An 18,281-nucleotide genomic window follows, 5' to 3' on the forward strand; every position below is an offset into this window, starting at 1 on the left:
CCGATAACCGACTAGTAACAGTACCCAACCAAAAATAATTTTTTTCTACTGTTTCAACTCAAAAACTTTCGATAAATTACCTTTCCATACCTATTTTGGTCCACTCATCAATAACCGGCCAAATTTCTATACCGAGTTTTGGTGCTTTGGTATGCCACCAAATGAAGCCAAATTTTTTATTTTCCGACTCTAGATCTATAGATGCATAATCACCTTTGCCATTATCGAACAAACCGATGCAATTTTGTAAATTAAAGGGCAATTCATCAACATCTATTTCTTCTAAAATGCCCCAATCTTCATCAGCCAATACAATTGTATCTTCAATAGGTAAAAGTCCATTTGATTTTGAAGCATAATAAACCCAGCCATTATGAAGCTGATTATAAATATCTTTAAAGCTTTCTGGCAACTTTTCAAAATAATCTATTAAAGGCTTTGTGTTGGGATTGTAACCGATGTAATAAGCTTCGTTACCCTTTACATTTTTGATTGTGTAAAGCAAAGCTAGTTGATCCCCATCGGCAAGTAATTCAATCTCTAATAAATTAGCTTGTAAATAACCGATAGTTGATTGAAATTGGTACGGAAATTTTTTCCATTGGGTTAAGATGCTATCTATCGTTTTCGAAGTTGAATCTTGAGATAAAGCATTTTTCCAATATTCGGGCAGGTTTTTTAATTGGTTTTCGTTTAATGTTTCAAAAGCTATTATTTCAACTTTTGAGTTATATTTCTTTAGGTATTCAATTTTGCTCATATTTTTTTATATAAGTTAAAGATAGTTTATCCGCCATTATTTAAAGCATTAAAATCATCAATTTGTTTTTGGAGCTGACCTTCTAATATTCGTTCTCTACTAATCATTTCATTTCTAAAATTAGGTTCTACATCAATTCCCCTTGCTTTGTGTCTAGTCCATTCTGAGAATGTTTTCGGTCCTTTTGATGTATTTGCAGATGGACTCAATCCAACAAAATTGTCAGGATTGTTCAAAACATCTAATTGTTGTTCTGGAGTTAATGAATCAAAACCCTCCATTCTTGTAACCCTATCCATTGGTACAATATGATCGGCGTGCAGCCTTTTTGTAATTTCTAAGCCAGGCAGTACTGGATCTGGCATTGGTAGTTGAACACCTTCATTTACCATATCTCTTATTTCTTGTGTGGGTGTTTGATCTCTTAGTTCATCGTATAAATCGTCACTTATTCTTCTTTCGCCAATTCTTGCCTCATAAGCTTCGCCTTCACCATCTTTTTTAGCTGTTTCTTCCGGAGTATTAGTAGCATCTCTTACATTTTCATCTTCAGTTTTTTTCTGTTCGCCATCCTGTGCAGTTTCTCCATCTCTGGATGCTTCCCCATCTTTTACCGGCTTTCCATTTCTGCCATTAAGTTCATCAGGCGCTCTGTGAACAGGAGAAAGTAACAAGGCTAATCCAGTTACATCTTGCCAACCAGCATTTCCGCTTAATATGTTTCCACCCGACTGGTACATGCCTTCTTCCATGGCAAATACACCTCTGCCTGCAGCACCCCAGCCTGATTCGCCTGTAGAGCCATAATGTTGTAATCCTGCTTGCGTAGCGGTAACTCCACGTAATCCAACAGCCGTCGCTGCAGTGGTAACTACTGTAGAAGTACTCGCCCCGGCACCTGCATAGCCGAATGTGGCTCCGATATTGCGAATAACATTCATCGGTGCGCTCTTTGCAAATTGAAACGCGGCCTGGCCAACACCCCTTATTCCGCCACTTACAAATGCACCGGCACCTCCACTAATTAAAGCACCGCCCATGCCTATGGCTGCACCGGCCATCATACCTTCCATTAAATGGCCGATATAATTTCCAGCTCCTAAAGCAATAGCCTGACTCCAATTTTTTATTTGTGGAGCATAGGTAACTTTTCCGCCTACCGGACATGTCATGGTATGATCGCCAGTTATGGTTTCAACACCTTGTACAATATAGTTATTTTTACTACCAACCCATTTCCGTGCTTTTGCTGCTAATTGGCCACATAAAAGAGTGCCTAAAACCGCACCCCAGGCTGCACCAGCTAATCCGGCAATTGCGCCAAGAGCAATAAGGGCAGCGCCGCCTGTTGCTACGGTCATTGCAGCAATAACTACAACGGCTGCGGCAATTATTGCCATAATCAGCATCATGCGGGTACAGCCAAAATCTATCCAACTGCTTGTAGCCGTATCTCTTGTGGTAATGAATTTCTCTCCCGATTTTTTCTTGACAGTTTTTTGTGTAGATTGAAATTGAGCAGGAACTGCACCACAACTGCACATCCAAAAGTCTTTTTCGGTTATGATTTTGTTTCCCATTTCTAAACTTTTTCTAAAACCTGTTTTCGCTTAATCCACCCCAGCTTTAATCTTTCTCGGTACTTAATTATTTTAATGCCAAAAGTTAAAATGCTAAATTTCCCTCCTACTACGATTGGTTTTTTTCCGAGAAATTGAATTACGATTGACTTACTGCTTTGATTAGAAATATGAGCATGCTCCTTGGTTGTTATAAAATTCACTGTGTAAGAACCAACTCTCCATGTAGATTGACTAGAGCGTATGGTACTTTCATTTTCAAAATCTTTATAATGCTGAAGCTTCATTTCTCCTAAAAAAATTTAAACCTAGTATTACTTTCTGCGTTTTGCTTGCTATCTGTAACCAGGCGAGCTGATTTCTCCTGACCGCCTTGCCTTATTACAATCCCTGTATCGCTTGATAGTTTATAATGAAGTTTGTTATACAATCTTTTTATATCTGCTATTTCTATTTTTTCTACTTCTGCTTCTTGTATTTTGCCTGTCGGATAGTCTATAACTCTGGTTTCTTTTTGATAAAGATCTACTGTTAAAGAATTAATATCCAGTTTATCTGCAAATTGGTTATAAGCTTCTTTATTAAACTTTTCTGCTAATCTTTCTGATGGTTTTGTAAGTGTGTTCAATGTAATTGAACCGATAGAATCAGTTGCCGGTAATTCTACAGAGCAGGTTAAATCCGTAGTCCATTGCATTTCGATTGTATTAAAAATATTAGTCCCTTTTAAGCTGGCTTTAGAAGGAACATCTCTATCAAAGGCTTGCCCAAAATATATCCTCAAAAACTCATTTGCCTGTGCAGCGATCAGGATTTTTTCAGGACTATTGAAAATATTATCATTTAACATAATAGCATGTTTCAAATCTTCATTTGATAATACATGCTTTTCCATTTCTGTTTTTGTTTGCTTCCATTTTGATAAAATAAGGTTATTGTTTAAAACACTAATTACATTGCCCGCGTGATCAAGTAGTAAATGAAGCTCATTGTACATGCGTCCAAAAATCTGGCTAACCTGAGCGACCTCTCGTACCATAGGGTTGTTGGCCTCCAACAATATATTATCCAATTGAACAAGTCTTACTTCAATATTGATTTCATTTACGCTTATAACCGTAAAGTCATAACGCAATTGCACTACTGAACTAACAAATACATCTACCCCATTAAGCTCGGAAGTTATTGTAATGGTATATTGTTCATTAAACGGTTTCCTGATCAAGATTTTTTTATCGTTTATCATAAGACTAGTTTATAAAAACATCACCACCATCAATCTTTGTATTTCCGCCAGTAACATGGTTAGTACCTGTAATAGTATTACTTGATCCTGTAATCACATTTGTGTCGGATGTGATTTTCATATCTTTAGTGTTAACATTGGTGGCCGTACCATTGATATCAATTTTGCTTGATTTTGCCCCACCTTTCTGTGCTATCTCAATTTTGTCGGCATGAATGGTAATTTGATCTTTTTCCAAAGTGATTGAAGATGAGCCATTGGTTAAAACTACAGTTTGCGTTGAAGTTACAGTAATTTTGTTTTCTCCATCCACAATGATGTGATTACCGCCAGTTTTATCTTTAATGGTAATTCCGCCATCATCTTGAAGTTGAACGGTATGCCCACTTTTAGAGGTTAAGCTTTTATGGTTATTGCTCGCACTGCCGCCGCTTCCATTTTTACCATGAAAAACTGATCCTAAAACAATTGGACGTGCTACATTACCTTCTTCAAAAGTTACAGCAACCTGGTCTCCGATTTCTGGAATAAAAACAAAACCCCTGTTTTTATTTACTTTGTCACTATTTCCAGCATCTGGCGTAATTACCCTTAACCATTCCGTAACATCATTATTTTGGCATTCCCACTTAAACTTCACTTTAATTCTACCCTGTCCCTGTGGATCGGCATTGTCTATCACATCAGCCAATTGCATATCCGGATAAGGCTTCTCATAATTCTTAACCAGTAAACGTTCTGTTGTGGCCATCAGGCCTTCAAATGTGTTATGGTATTTACCTGTTCCATCAATATTATGGTAAATATTAGTAATCAAAAACTTGCCCAGGTTTTCGGTAGAAAAGCCCAGTTCTTTCCTCAGGCTCATTGTTACTTCTGCAATGCTACCAATAGCCAGTTCTGCATTATCGCCGCTGGCATTTATTTTTAATAACTCGCTGATGTTGGCTTTTTCTTCATTTTCTACGTGGGTTTTAATATCGCTATTGTTATCAACACGTATCATGGATGGCTGATTAAATATTTTGCTATAGATGGAGTTGGAGGCTTTAACCGCGTGTGCCAAATCAGGATTGCTATCGGCAGTTTTTCCAGTACTTTCACTTAGCAACATTTCATCTTGTTTGGGATTGTAAGCAAAGCGTTTATTCTTAATCGGCGCCACACCCATTGAATATTGAAGGTTGTGAACATCTCTGCCATAAAACAACCCTACTTGCTTTTGCTCTTCTGGTTTACCAAAGTTGAGCTGCTCACCGTCGAAAAAAAACCATTCGTGATATTCTCCAGACAAGCGGTTAAGGAAATCAAAATCGCTTTCACGGTATTGAATCAAATAATCGATAGGGGCGGTTCGGGCAGCGTTAGTCACGATTTTCAGATCATTAGCTGGTGTATCCCTGGTCGCCAATTTTACAATATCGTTTAGGCTTTTATCTAAATAGGAACCTAAGTCAGGGCCGCGATCTATCAAAATAGTTGGGCTATAACCACTTACGATCAACACTCCATGGTAACCATGACTTTGAGCCAGTTCTACCCTAGTTACCAAACCGGTAAAGTTTTGTAATCGATCCGGCGAATGTCCGAATGATGCAGTAAGCGTTTTGCCTACAAAATCGCGGCTGTCATCAAGTGTGATTAATCCAGGAGCTCCCATTTGATCGTGATTAAACCTCAATTCAAAATAATGGTGATCATTAAAAGCCTGTTGTAAACTAAAAGAAGAAAAATGTAAAATACTTTTACCTTCAATATTTATTTCTGTAATTAATTTCTTTTCCATAACAACGTTATTTGATTGGCCATTTGCTGTACATTGCTATTGCCTTATATTTGCCTTTAATTTTTCCAAATACAAAGCCAAAAAAGCTTTCTGCATTTGTTCCTTTTTCCGGGTACTGGAAATAAACTTCATATAGATGACTTCCTTTGTCGGTTAGCTTTGCCAATTTGCGGTAATAAGGGTCATCTGTCTTTTCATCAATTTCTGATAATTGTTCTTCGGTTTGCTTAGGCATTAAACGCAGAATATCAGTATTGAAAACATCACTTTTATATTGATTGAATTCAGATTGAGCGATGGGATCCACAGCAGCTTCTCCGCTACTATTTTCTTCTGAAGCCTTAGCCGTAAAAAAAGGAAAATTTAAAAAGGCCGAAGATGCATCCAGGTTTTTATTTTTAAGCTGTATTTTTAATTGTTGCAACATTTGACGAAAAGCTTTTTCATCATTTGTATTAGATGCTTGTTCAATAGGAACTGATTTCTGAGATGAATCCGGTGCATGGTATTCCTCTGAAGCGTTGCCACGACAAGACAAGCAGATAATAAAGAGAAATAGAACTCCTGAAATTTTATTCAACTTCTTCATTATTTAGTGTCTTGGAATTGAAATTAAAGTACGTTCTTCCATCCTTTTCAGAATTACAGCAGCACCCATTTGCTTAGAAACCGCTTTAGAATCAAATTTACCGTCTGATACATATTTTCCTTTTGAGTATTGATTTGAATAGCTCCAAAGGTAAGGCGAGTTAATTTGATGATACTTAAAATAACCGAAGCCGTTATAAGCCTCAAGTTTTCTTAATACCGTGGGTAGATTCCAATTTGAAATCTCATTAAACTTCATCAATTTCAATGCATCAACGGCACTTTCCTCAAAGGTAAATGGCGGTGGATGCCCAACTTTAGGCCGGTTCGCCGGTACTTTTACAGTATAATTGGTTAGAGGATCTCCGTTATGTAAATGCTTTTTGAAACTAAAACTACATTCCAAATAATGTGCACATGCAATAAAATACCATGGTATTTGATTTCCTGCAACTATAAAATCATTTATAGATGTTTCGAATGGATTTTTAAACTGAAACGGACTTTTATTAATCGGAAACGAAAAGGGATCATTAGAAAAATTCGTGGTAAGTGGGCGGGTGTTTAATGCAAACCCCGGAGCAAAACCATAAAAACTATTTGCTGTGGTAGAAGGATTTCTGCCTGCAACCAAGTCTGAAATATCAGTGTATTTGCTTTTATTTGGATTAATCTGGTCATCAATTGTTTTATCAATCGCTCCAAGATAGTCCTTATCAATAACGCAGTCGTTAAATAATTTAATGTATTCTAAATCTGTTGGCTGCGATGGCTTGATGATTTTTGCAACTGATTTCTTTTTTTTCATTATTAAAAAGGCTGAAGGAGAAGCAATGCCAAACGTTACATAAGCAATACCCAAAACCTTTGGAATGTACTATCATCCTTTAGAAAAAGCATGGTTGAGCAACGTTAGAATAATATTACTAGGTGTTAAAAAACGGCCGGAAAGCATTCCGACCGTTAAATATAAATTAGCTCTTTGGCCAATCATTTTCATGAACCGCATTTCCTAGTTTTAGGGAACGTGCTGAAACCACAAAACTCAATGTCATTGGGGTATTATCATTTACAGCTATACCTTCATTATATTGAATGATGTATCCATCTTCGAAAGTAAGCTCTTTCATTTTAGCGTCTTCTTCGCCTTTTTTGAATATGATGCTACCAGATTGAGGTTTATATTGGTTATTCACCATTGATTCTATCACCGAAGTATCTTCAGTAGATTCGATTTCGATATTAATTGTACCACCATAAACACCAGAAGACGGACGACCTTTTGCGTCAACATCACGGTTTAGGGAAAAACTGCACTGAAGGACATCAAACTCTTTTGAGCCTAAAGTTAAACGGGATTTAAATGCCATTGTGTAATAAATTTAAATGTTTTAAGATGAATTGATTTACAAATTCTATACAGGCTAAACACCTCACATAGAAATTTTCATAAAGACTAAGCCTTTGGCCAGTCGTTTACTTGCTCAGCATTTCCGATTTTAAGCTTTCGAGCTGAAATTTGGAATTTTAGTGTCATTGGATGATCACCAACGATATTAATTCCCTCATAATACTTGACGATGTAACCATCCTCAAAATCAAGTTCTTTCATCTTTGAATCTTCTTCAGTTTTCTTAATAAGAAGACTTCCCGCAATAGGTTTGTACTGGTTATTCACCATGGCCTCGATAATGGATGTATCTTCTGTTGATTCAATCTCAACATCAATAGTTCCACCATAAACCCCTGATGAGGGTCTGCCTTTGGCATCTACGTCGCGGTTTAGCGAATAGGCACAATGGAGCACATCGTACTCCTTGCCTGAAAAATTTAATCTAGCTTTGAAAGCCATAGTTTTAAAATTTAAAGGTTAAAAATTGGTTCTTGTAGCATCTCGCTACAATATAATTCGACCAAATATCAAGCCAAAGCACTGAGGCCTAGTAACAAAGTTGACACCTAAAATTTAAACTATTGATTAGCTAACCCTCTACGGGGATTCGTAAATAAAAAAATAAATAAAATAACTCACAACCTGGAGTTGTAATCAAATAACGACACCTGTATGTAGAGATATACTACACTTTGTAGCATAATCGGACAATCCTGATCGATGTAAAAAGGGTAAGCAGAGATATCTTATGAATCTCAAAAATGCCAGAAAAATTAGATCAATTGTACACCAAACTTTTCCAGCTTAGCAGCCCACTTATGGCTATAATGATTATCGAAGGAATGTAGCTCACCTATGGTATTGGTAAGCACTGGGTTAATCCGCCGTTTTTCAAAAATGCTTTTTTTAATGGACAAGTAGGTGGTTCTCTTATTTAACTTCCATTCTTTGAAGGTGGATTCATCGAGAATAGATATTATCCTTCCTGATTTCCCTTGAAAGTTATTGTCGAAATTAAGTTTGTTCTCCTTAAATAATTGGTCTGGTATAAATAGTCGATCAAAAAAACCTTTAATCTTCGCCGGAATGTAATCTACATAAACCGGACAAAATAAAACAATGTGATTACTCTTTTGAATGACTTGAAGTGCTTTTTCCAGATCAGGTTCCAATTCTGCAATTTGCCTATTGCTAAAGAGTTTATTAGAATTAAATATTAAATCGGTAATGGTTATCACTTTAACCATTGCACCTGAAGACTCCGCTCCTCTTTTATATGCCTGTAGCAAAAATTCTGTCGATATTGTCTTTTCTATATCCCCATTGAGGATAACTACTTGCTTCATTGTTATTTTTTTATCTACGGAGGCGCGAGTTAAGTTACAAAATTATAAAGTTTTTGTTAAACTACCATAAACAAAAAAACCAGCCATAAAGGCTGGTTTTTTTGTTACAATTTAATCTATTACTGCTGAGCATACTCTGAAGCCCATGTGGTGCTCTCGTCTTCTCCCTTTTGACCATCCAACTTAACAACAAAGCTTTTCGCAGGAAAATATGGAGTGATGTGAATGTCCAAATGAATACGATCCTTTTGTTGCTCATCTCTCTCAAAACGCATAATTTTGAAACGTTCAATTAACCTGTCTGCACCCTGAATGCCATCAAGAAATTTAACAATCTGTGCTCTTAAATCCTGTTCAGTTTTAGATGTCCAGTTTTCAAAAGCCCTTCTATTCAAAAAGTCAAACAAAACTTTAGTAATGTAATCAAAAACACGTACAACGGAATAGGTTTGTAAACCGATATTATCACCGTTAAATAATGTTTTCGCAGAAAAAGCCATCACTTTTCCGTATTCATTTACCATTGGCACCAAACCAACTCTTTCTAAATGAGAAATTTCACTTTTTTTCAAATCGAATTTTACCCCGTCTACCTCGTTGATAGCACCATGTTTTTTACCTGCTGTTACTTGCGACATTAAAGTATAATACATTTTACCGGCAAGGGCAGCGGATCCTGGTACAGTCAGGTCATCTTCTTCACCAACTTCAGCGACTTTACCTCTTCCAACCAACCAATTACATGTCATAATCACATTTGAGCGAAAAGCATCCGCTCCAGTTAGATTTGCGGCAGTAAATAAATCGATCACGTCATCAGGCTGATCTAAATCAGCAAAATCGGTAACGAGCATAGCCTTGTTGTTATAGGCAATTTTACCCCAGCGCTCTACCACTTTATTTGACCCCATATAACCCGGAACCACCATAATGGAATAATTTTGTCTTAAATCAAGCCTGTCATAATTCTGCTTTAACTCATCGTCCACATAATCGATAAAACGTGGATTATCCAAATCTTTAATTTGATCCATCGATGCGTTTAGTAACACTACATTTTTAAGTTTGTCCGCCTCAGTGTTTTTATAGAATAAATGAACTGAACGGTAAGCTTGTTCTAGCGCACGTGTTTCTTCGAGAACCGTAGCGATGTTTTTTCCTAGATTTTCTTCTGCTGCATTAAGCTTTTGCGTGCTTTGCTCTACCATATCGGCTACCGATTCGGAAGATTCCAATACATCAATCCAGAGTTGAATCTTCTTTTTAAGCTCTTCCCGCTCCTTTTTTTTCTCATCATCAGTCAGAAATATCTGTTTCCTGGCTTTTCTATCCGGATTTAAATTTTGAAGACCATCTACTGTTGCTTCAAGCAAATCAAAACCACCCACACGAGCAAGTTTGTCTAAATTATCTTGAAGAGATATTTTTTGGGTTTGCTGAGATTCATTTTTGAAACCAGACTCAGAATCATGTTGATTTACCTGATTTTGTTGAGGAGTTGCCATGTTTTAGATTGGTTTAAGTTATTTACTAGATTCCAACTCATCAATAAAGTTTCTCAAAGCACCAATGAATGCAGCTTTGGTATCCTGATCATCTAACGTTGTTTTTAGTGTCTTGTTAGATTTGAGTTGTTTAATTACGTTAAGCGACATCTCTTTTTCAATATTAACACCCGTCAAATAGTTACTCTGATTGATCACATTTTTCACACCAAAGTCTCCCATACTACGAAACTGAAGTGTTTCTGAAACTGTTGATCCGTCTTCTTTTTCAAATGAAACCTGAACATTGGGCTTGTAGTGCTCAAAAACTTCATCTACGGTTTTGAGCCCTTCTACCTTTTCCGGCTTTATAGGCTCATTATTAGTCAATTGTTGTACAAACAACGTTTTATTGTAAGCAATATCTGCAAAAGCTTCAGAGGTATCTATTTTTCTTTCATTCCCCCCTATTTCATAGTTGAACATAGTATGTTGATTTTAGATTGGTTTAATATACAAAGTATTAATAACTAACAGATTAAAGGTGGTTTTGTTCGCTGATCGTATTATTTTCTACTATTTCCCAATGGAGCTTTTCTTCTCCACTTCCGATGGTAACCATTATTTTGGAACCTTTCTTCAACTTTCCCGAGATAATGTATTTAGAGATCGGCCTTCTTAAAAGATTCCTAATTACCGCAGAAAGCTGACGAGCACCATATTTAGGGGTGAAGCCATCAAGCGCTATTACTTTTTTAGCTTCATCTGTGATATCAAAAGCTATGCCCATTTTTTTCAACGATTCGATTAAACTACGCAATTGAATATCAAAGATGCGAACTACATTGGTCTCATCAATCGGAGCAAATGGAACGATTTCTGTAATTCTAGCTAAAAATTCAGGTCTGAAGTTTTCTGCCATTACCTCCATCAATTGGTTAGAAGTAGGCAAGATATTTTGACTAAACTGCTGCGCAATCCATTCGCTGCCAATATTTGATGTGAACAAAATAAGTGAATTACTGAAATCACCTTCCTTTCCTAGCCTATCATGCATATGACCTTCATCAAGGATTTGAAGGAATGTATCGAAAACAGATGGATGGGCTTTTTCTACTTCATCAAATAGCAATACAGAATAAGGCTGTCTACGGATTTTATTTACCAGCAAACCACCTTCCTCGTATCCTACATATCCCGGTGGGGCGCCGTACAATAAAGCTGCGCTATGTTCTTCTTTAAATTCTGACATGTCAAATCTAATCATCGCTTTCTCATCATTAAAGAGAAATTCAGCAATTGATTTGGCCAATTCGGTTTTTCCAGTGCCTGTTGGACCAAGTAGAAAAAAAGAGCCGATAGGTTGCCCTTTTTTATTTAATCCACTGCGAGATTCGAGAATAGCATCAGATACCGCCTTTAAGGCATAATCTTGTCCAACAACACGCTTACTAAGGTATTGCTCCATATTTAAAAGCTTTTCCTTCTCTCCTGCCTGAAGTTTGCCCATCGGAATACCGGTTTTATAGGAAACCACTGAGGCAATATCCTCTTTGCTTACTGACTCAGATTTTTCGACAGTAAATTCTTTTAACTCAACCAAGCAACGCGATATATAGTTATCATATTCCTCAATTGTTTCAAAGTGATCTGTCTGAGCATCATCATTGAGTCTTCCTAACAAAATCGGACTTACCTTACTATTAAGCAAAGAAAGTTGCCATTTGTATTCGGAAAGCAGATCCGGCTTATCCACATTTTCTGTACGCAATTGATTTAAACTTTCTTCCAAATCCACAATAAGCTGGTCGGAAGTATCATTCATCATCTTCATTGCAGCCATCGTTCTATCCAGTAAATCAAAAGCAGCATCAGGAAGACGCCTGTCTTTCAAGTATCGCTTGGCTAGCCTAACACAATCTACCAATGCATCACCTTCAACATTTAATTGATGATGCGCTTCGTATTTACCCGAAAGTTGCTGCAACATTTTGATGGTGCTTTGTTCATTTGGTTCATCAATATGCAGCACTTCAAACCTTCTACTAAAAGCCTGTTCGGGCTCGATTATCTTACGGTACTCATCAACTGTTGTAGCTCCAATCACCGTGATTTCTCCGCGAGCAAGTTCTGGCTTTAATAGATTTCCTATACCGGATCCAACTGGACCTTTACTATCAAGTAGCGTATGAATTTCATCAATAAAAAGAATCGCCTTATCAAATCTCTTAATTTCAGCAATTATATTCTTTAGCCTATCTTCAACTTCCCCTTTATAGGATGCCCCGGCAATTAATGAACCTAAATCTAGTTCGAACAATTGTACAGCTTTAAGATTTTCGGGTACTTTTTGGTCAACCAAATCTCTCGCAAACCCATCTATTAGTGCTGTTTTACCAACACCAGCATCTCCTGTTAAAATAACATTTGGTTTGGTTCTGCGACAAAGAATTTCCATCATCATCCGCATTTCCTTGTCTCGTCCGATAATTTCGTCTGTTTTTCCGCTTCGAACTAGTTCCAAACGGTCTATGCAAAATTTATGTAGCGCTTTGGTTGGCGGTGCAGATGTATTAGTTTCTTGCGATTGAACGCCAACAGCTTTACCTATTTCATCATTATTGATATATAGGTCAAGTACTTCTTTTTCTTTGATGGGAAAAGATTTGAGTTGGTCAGCAGGAAAACCAATGCCTGGTTTTGCTAATGCTGTTAATAAACAAATAGGCGTAATCAGATCTAAGCCAAGTTTTATCCGAACATTATCCGCTTCTTCAATTACGTTTGGTATTTCTGAACTTCCCTTTGAGGCATCAGCTGATACGGAACCTTTCGGTAAATCATCAATTCTAACTTCAGCCCAGTCTCCCAAATATTCGAAGTCTTTACCAATAGAAGTTAAAAAACCTCTTAAGCTAACATCATTATGCATTAAAGCCTTTAAAAGATGTGCTGCTGAAAAAGAAGTGTTACCATATTCTTTAGCTAGTGATTGTGCAATGTGAAGGGCTGTTTTGGCAGATTCACTTAAATTCGTAATTGCCATAATTATTTTGTTTTAGCTTGCTGGATGTTTTGGAAATTACCTTCAGTAATGTAATAATAAGGATTTCCGTTAGAAATGAACTGCTGATCAATTTGCGCTGCACGTTTGATATTCTGAACAGCTGACGACAACAACCTAATATAAGACTCAAAATCTTCTAATGGCATAAGCGAATTACTGCGCATGTTAGCTACGGTATATTTTGTAAGCAGCTCATTACTTAAAGGCAAACCTGTAACCAATTTTAAATAATCTGCCAAGGTCATAGATTTAATCTCACTTTTAGAAAGCTTAATACCCAAAAGTGAACGAGGCATTGAAACATAATTTTTTACCAGTTTACTTCTAAAACTTGATTGATCTTGCTGAAGGTTCTCTCCTAACATCCCTGAAAAAATTTCTATAACCTGCCTGTACTCCATTGTATTTAAAACTACAACGTACTGAAGTTTATCTGAATTGGATTTAACCACTTCGGGAGAAAAATTTGCCTCTGCATAATATTTAAAGGCATTATGTGGCATACGATCTGCAACGTTTTCCTCAACTGGTGGGGTTAGCATCCCTTCAACAACTGGATTTAAGTTTTTTCTTGAAATTCCGGTAAGGCGGAATGCACTATCAAGGGAGCTGATTTGATTTTGTATATCCATATTGGTTTCACGAAGAAATCGGCGCATGGCAGAGCTCATACTTGAATTTGTATTTACAGAACCTTTTGTTGGGAATACTACCCCACCCTGAATAAGACTGTTTTTTGGATAATCCAAATAATAAGAAATGGAATCCTGAAGAGAGGTGTTATAAGGCTGAAAGTCTTTAAGTCCTTCGCCTTTAACCATTGTTCCTTTTCTAAATTCTGCAGATTGTATCGCAGATTCTGACACCAGCTTACGAGACTGAATAACGAAGTTATTAAACGACTGCTCAAAATCACTATACACTTGAAGTGCTAGTATTCTTGCATCATTTTTGCCCGTCTGGCGTGCTAATTCCCGTATCGTTAAATTATTCGCTCCATCTGAATTACCTGTGCTGCCTATCAGAATAATCAGGTTGGTTTCATTCTTTTTTTCCTTAAACAAATCTAAGCCTGCCTGAATTCCCTGGAAAACGGGTTGATCATTAGGCTTTCCATCGCATTGACTTACTTTGGAATTTTGAAGGGTAAGGAACTGCATTAACTGCCTAAAATCATCTTTTAGCGGACTACTAGATACACCTGATACAGTACATCCAGTTGCCCCTTGATATACAACCCCACCATAAGAAATGGTTCTACCTCCACCAAAATCATTAAATACGTTTTCGAATGATTGTATGGTATTCGTGATGCCAGCATAATATTTGGCCATAGGGCTTCCACCATCGACTACAAAAACGACATTAATTTTATTTTTGTTTTTACGGAGTGAAACATAATCTTCGTAAGAAAGGTAAGACCCATTGATGGTTAGAATTTTATTATCTTTTTTATTAAAAACATTATTTGCTAAACCCACCTTAGAATTACCGTCTTCTGCCGTTAATACAGGCACACTTCTTAGTATGATATTTTTTGCAGGTAAAAGTGGATCTACCTCAAATCCAGTGCTAACGGCAAGACCTTTATTTATTGCGTTAGCTGTAGAATCGTCAACATCGTAATTACCAGGTTTCTTGGCAGAAATATATAAACGCTCACCCCAACCATGAACAGTTTGTGCTGAAACCCAACCGTATATACTTTTAGCGGCTGTATCAACTACCAATTGATCTTCAGAACCAATTAGATAGGTTTTGCCGTCCTCAGATTTTTTGTAAACGTAAATGATTTCATGTAAACGCACTTTAGATTTTTTATCCTTAAGTTCAGGAGTGCTATAAACGTAAACCGAATCGGTTGAATCAAAATAGTATTTTGGTTCCTGCAATGGGCTTTTGCCGTTTATCATAGTAAGCGCTTTTTCTGGAAAACCACTCTTTTGGTTTGAGTACGAGCGCTGCCAAAGCAAAAGTCTTGATTTGGGAATCCAGCCATAGCTTATTGCAGATTTTTTATCATTTATCTTTCTTCCACGTACCATCCCTGCCTTGTATTTAATCAATTTCAAGTATCCATTCTCCTCTTTTGAAACGAAGAAAGGTTCCATAAACTTTAATTTTTTCATCATCAAGCTTCCACCCGGAACCGTAGTGGTGTTATTGTCAGCTCTGTCAGAAAATACAATCCATGGAAGACTGCTCTTTGATGAATTATCCCTTACACTGATTGATTCTGAAGGACGTTCAAACGCCTCTGGCATATAGATAACCTTTCTACTAAACGAAAGGGGTGATTGCGCCTGCGTAAGAAGGAATGTAAAAATAAATAGTAAAGAGAATATGAGATGCTTTTTCATTGTTTGGGTAGCTATAGATGGTTATTTATTAGTTGGTGTAGGCATAGAATTTGGCTGTATTTCGTTTGGAATTGGCTGAGCGGTAGCCGAGTGTTGTTTAATGTTAACCAAACTGGCACAAGTTGAATTAGGCTTAATGGTTAGTTGAGCTTCATCTACGGCAATCTCTCCTCCAAACGTTAATCCCATGCAATAAGAATAAAAGTCAGTTTGTTTGCGTTTTCCATTCATCTCTACATTAACACTCACCTTTTCATTACCACACATGTATTTACGAATCAGGTAGTAGTAATTAGAGTTAAAATCTGCACCATTCGCAATTGCTTGCAAACGGGCACGAATATCATCAATCGCTTTCTGTTCCCCATCTCCCGGAGCTACCATATCATCTATAATCTCTGCATTAGGATCTGTGATAATGATGGTATGATATACCGGTCTTCTGCTCTTATCTGTTCTCAATCTCACCACAAAACGACCTGGAGAACGATAAGTGTATAATGCTGTTTTACCTTTTACATCTACACGTCCGGTTTCACCAAAAGACCATTGAAATTCTCGTCCCTGACCTTCTCCTTCTAAACGTACTTCTTCATTAACTAGGCCTGAAGTCGGTCCGCTTATGGTGAGCATACTATCTACCAGCACCCTAACAGTATCTATTACATTAAGCGGAAACTGTTCTTTTAACTCCCCATCAACGGTTAGGCGAACGATATAAGAACCTGGTTTTTCATAATGATAGGATCCGGTTTGTGTGGTTGATTTCGCACCATTTCCAAATTCCCAAAGCCATTTTTTGGCATCTGGTGTATTATCTGTATATACCAGGTTTTCATTTAATGAAATTTCTCCTTTTAGTATTCGGGCATCCACACTGCGTTTTTCAAACAAGGAGCTTTTGAATAAAAAAATGAGGCCGGTTAATAATAAAACGGCTAGTAAAATATATAAGATTACGTAAGCTTGAGAATTTGAGCTTACTTGTTTGGTATTTGATGTAGACATTTTGTAGCGTTGTTTACTTGGTTTTGTGATTATTTATCTGGCTTGAAGGGTTTGCTGAAGTTGGCGTCGGGATATTATACAGTCGTCTAATGAACGCTTAACATCCTCCAAATCTCTTAGGTTACCCCGCAATTCCTGTCTATCAAAAAAAAGGATGTTGTATAATTGTGATGTTTGAATAAACGTTTTATACCGATAATCAGAGGCTTTACGTTCGTAAGATGATTTTATTGAATTTAGGGCAATTTGTATATCATTCTTTAAAAACACCGCCTGAACGTTCGGATTGAACCGAATAATTTGTTTAAATGCGGTATCAATTGTTGGTCGGGTTTCAACAACCATATCCTCAAATAGCTGATTTTCTGAAATTTTGAGTTCAAGTTCTTGCTTTGATATCGGGTATCGAGACTTTGAGCTATAAAAAATTCCAAAACTCAATAACCCTGTAGTAATTATAAATAATGCAAGAAAAAACTGAAACTGAATTCTGCGTTCTTTTATACTTAATTTTATCATGTTATTTTCTAAATCTTCCGTAACGAATTCTATTGGCGGCGGCCTTATTCATTCTTGCACAATCATTCAATTGCTCTCTATAACTTTCGATTCGAAAACGTGATTCTGAAAGTGAGTCTTGTTGTAACGCCATTGCCCCTACATCGTTATTAAGACGTTCATATAATTCAAAACTAGGGCTATCCTTGGTTTTCCTGGAAATAAGTTCTTTAAGTTTAGCATTCGCATCAGTAATATCTCCAAGAAGTATAGCCTGCTTGCTTAATTCGTCTGCGTTATAGGTTCTGAACTGGGAAAGTTCTTTGAAACGCATTAAGATGAGATCGAATTTTAAATTGATTTCCTTTCTTAGCGAGGTTAGTTTTTCGCTTTCTTGTACCTTTTGTTCGAGTAGAGCATATTCTCTATCAGAAGCCGCAAAAAAAAGATAAATGCACAGTATTGCGCAGATGGTAAGAAGCAGAAAATTGAGAATAAAAAATCGGTAGGATTTTTTTATCTCGAAAGCATTAATTGGTTTCATTGGCCTAATCAATTGTTGCGTTAATACAATTTACGGCTAATCTAAAGGAGCGGCTTCACGGTTCATCAAATTTTCCATTCAAATTAACCAAAGTCTATAACAATTTGACCTTTGGTTTGTTTGATGAATATCATAATTTTATTTATCCTTACAAAAATTAACGCTGGAAGCAGATTATGTCTGATCAATTTTATAGGAAGCCACTTACCTTAGGCGCAGTTTTAAAAGGTGCAGATCTAGGTCATGTCGATGCCGGAAAATCTATTTCTGACCATATTCAGCTGATAATTTTTACCAGGTATGGCGAAAACAGACAAAATCCAGAATTTGGCTGTGAAATCTGGGATCTAGATTTTGAACTTATTGTTAGTGAAAATCTTTGGGAAGAGAGATTTAGAAAATCACTTCTCCGCTCTATTTCCAGTCACGAACATAGAATAGAAGAAATAGATGTTGAGGTAAAAATCACGGAAGTGGAAAATATATTCCCGCTCAGAAAAATCACAGAAATAAAAAAGAAGGTTGAAATCACCATACGAGCATTAATAAAAGCAACCGGTGAAAAATATTATTTTAATTCGAGTCTTTTCCTAAGTCCCTTAACCACCTGATATAAGAATC

At 36.8% G+C, this 18,281-nt stretch carries 18 protein-coding genes; 1 reads left to right on the top strand and 17 read right to left on the bottom strand.

Annotated features, from left to right (window positions below):
- Positions 1-76: 76 nt before the first annotated feature.
- The 17 genes from ACFOWA_RS14515 to ACFOWA_RS14595 form a co-directional block, all read right to left on the bottom strand.
- On the bottom strand, positions 77-760 hold the full coding sequence (locus tag ACFOWA_RS14515) for a hypothetical protein (protein ID WP_378986355.1): 684 nt from the start codon (positions 758-760) through the stop codon (positions 77-79).
- A 26-nt stretch (positions 761-786) separates the two neighbouring features.
- On the bottom strand, positions 787-2,340 hold the full coding sequence (locus tag ACFOWA_RS14520; protein ID WP_378986357.1) for a hypothetical protein: 1,554 nt from the start codon (positions 2,338-2,340) through the stop codon (positions 787-789).
- 2 nt (positions 2,341-2,342) lie between these two features.
- Positions 2,343-2,627: a hypothetical protein gene (locus ACFOWA_RS14525; RefSeq protein WP_378986359.1), complete on the bottom strand. Its 285-nt coding sequence runs from the start codon at positions 2,625-2,627 to the stop codon at positions 2,343-2,345.
- A 5-nt stretch (positions 2,628-2,632) separates the two neighbouring features.
- Positions 2,633-3,586, bottom strand: coding sequence for a hypothetical protein (locus ACFOWA_RS14530; protein ID WP_378986361.1), 954 nt, complete (start codon positions 3,584-3,586; stop codon positions 2,633-2,635).
- 4 nt (positions 3,587-3,590) lie between these two features.
- On the bottom strand, positions 3,591-5,372 hold the full coding sequence (locus tag ACFOWA_RS14535; protein WP_378986363.1) for a type VI secretion system Vgr family protein: 1,782 nt from the start codon (positions 5,370-5,372) through the stop codon (positions 3,591-3,593).
- A gap of 7 nt (positions 5,373-5,379) precedes the next feature.
- Positions 5,380-5,961 carry a hypothetical protein gene (locus tag ACFOWA_RS14540; RefSeq protein WP_378986365.1) on the bottom strand — a complete coding sequence of 194 codons (582 nt, stop codon included), beginning with the start codon at positions 5,959-5,961 and terminating at the stop codon, positions 5,380-5,382.
- 3 nt (positions 5,962-5,964) lie between these two features.
- Complete coding sequence (locus ACFOWA_RS14545; protein ID WP_378986367.1) at positions 5,965-6,768, bottom strand: hypothetical protein; 804 nt, start codon at positions 6,766-6,768, stop codon at positions 5,965-5,967.
- A gap of 166 nt (positions 6,769-6,934) precedes the next feature.
- Complete coding sequence (gene tssD / locus ACFOWA_RS14550; RefSeq protein ID WP_123204512.1) at positions 6,935-7,330, bottom strand: type VI secretion system tube protein TssD; 396 nt, start codon at positions 7,328-7,330, stop codon at positions 6,935-6,937.
- Positions 7,331-7,416: 86 nt separating this feature from the next.
- Entirely contained in the window at positions 7,417-7,812 is a 396-nt protein-coding gene (gene tssD, locus ACFOWA_RS14555) for a type VI secretion system tube protein TssD (protein ID WP_378986369.1), read from the bottom strand.
- A gap of 314 nt (positions 7,813-8,126) precedes the next feature.
- Positions 8,127-8,699 (bottom strand): NAD(P)H-dependent oxidoreductase, encoded by a 573-nt coding sequence (locus tag ACFOWA_RS14560; protein WP_378986371.1) that lies wholly within the window; start codon positions 8,697-8,699, stop codon positions 8,127-8,129.
- Positions 8,700-8,818: 119 nt separating this feature from the next.
- Positions 8,819-10,204, bottom strand: a complete 1,386-nt coding sequence (locus ACFOWA_RS14565) for a DUF5458 family protein (RefSeq protein WP_378986373.1) — start codon at positions 10,202-10,204, stop codon at positions 8,819-8,821.
- Between the two features lie 18 nt (positions 10,205-10,222).
- Positions 10,223-10,669 (bottom strand): hypothetical protein, encoded by a 447-nt coding sequence (locus ACFOWA_RS14570; RefSeq protein WP_378986375.1) that lies wholly within the window; start codon positions 10,667-10,669, stop codon positions 10,223-10,225.
- 52 nt (positions 10,670-10,721) lie between these two features.
- Positions 10,722-13,229: an ATP-dependent Clp protease ATP-binding subunit gene (locus tag ACFOWA_RS14575; RefSeq protein WP_378986377.1), complete on the bottom strand. Its 2,508-nt coding sequence runs from the start codon at positions 13,227-13,229 to the stop codon at positions 10,722-10,724.
- 2 nt (positions 13,230-13,231) lie between these two features.
- Positions 13,232-15,610: a type VI secretion system protein TssR domain-containing protein gene (gene tssR / locus ACFOWA_RS14580; protein ID WP_378986379.1), complete on the bottom strand. Its 2,379-nt coding sequence runs from the start codon at positions 15,608-15,610 to the stop codon at positions 13,232-13,234.
- A gap of 21 nt (positions 15,611-15,631) precedes the next feature.
- Positions 15,632-16,618 (bottom strand): PKD domain-containing protein, encoded by a 987-nt coding sequence (locus ACFOWA_RS14585; RefSeq protein WP_378986381.1) that lies wholly within the window; start codon positions 16,616-16,618, stop codon positions 15,632-15,634.
- A 33-nt stretch (positions 16,619-16,651) separates the two neighbouring features.
- Positions 16,652-17,137, bottom strand: a complete 486-nt coding sequence (locus tag ACFOWA_RS14590) for a type VI secretion system transmembrane protein TssO (RefSeq protein ID WP_378986383.1) — start codon at positions 17,135-17,137, stop codon at positions 16,652-16,654.
- Between the two features lies 1 nt (position 17,138).
- Complete coding sequence (locus ACFOWA_RS14595) at positions 17,139-17,660, bottom strand: hypothetical protein (RefSeq protein ID WP_378986385.1); 522 nt, start codon at positions 17,658-17,660, stop codon at positions 17,139-17,141.
- A 176-nt stretch (positions 17,661-17,836) separates the two neighbouring features.
- Between ACFOWA_RS14595 and ACFOWA_RS14600 the strand changes: the two genes are divergently transcribed.
- Positions 17,837-18,271 carry a GPW/gp25 family protein gene (locus ACFOWA_RS14600; protein ID WP_378986387.1) on the top strand — a complete coding sequence of 145 codons (435 nt, stop codon included), beginning with the start codon at positions 17,837-17,839 and terminating at the stop codon, positions 18,269-18,271.
- Positions 18,272-18,281: the final 10 nt, after the last annotated feature.

This window comes from Pedobacter lithocola (assembly GCF_042650845.1).
In the GTDB taxonomy this organism is placed as follows: Bacteria; Bacteroidota; Bacteroidia; order Sphingobacteriales; family Sphingobacteriaceae; genus Pedobacter; species Pedobacter lithocola.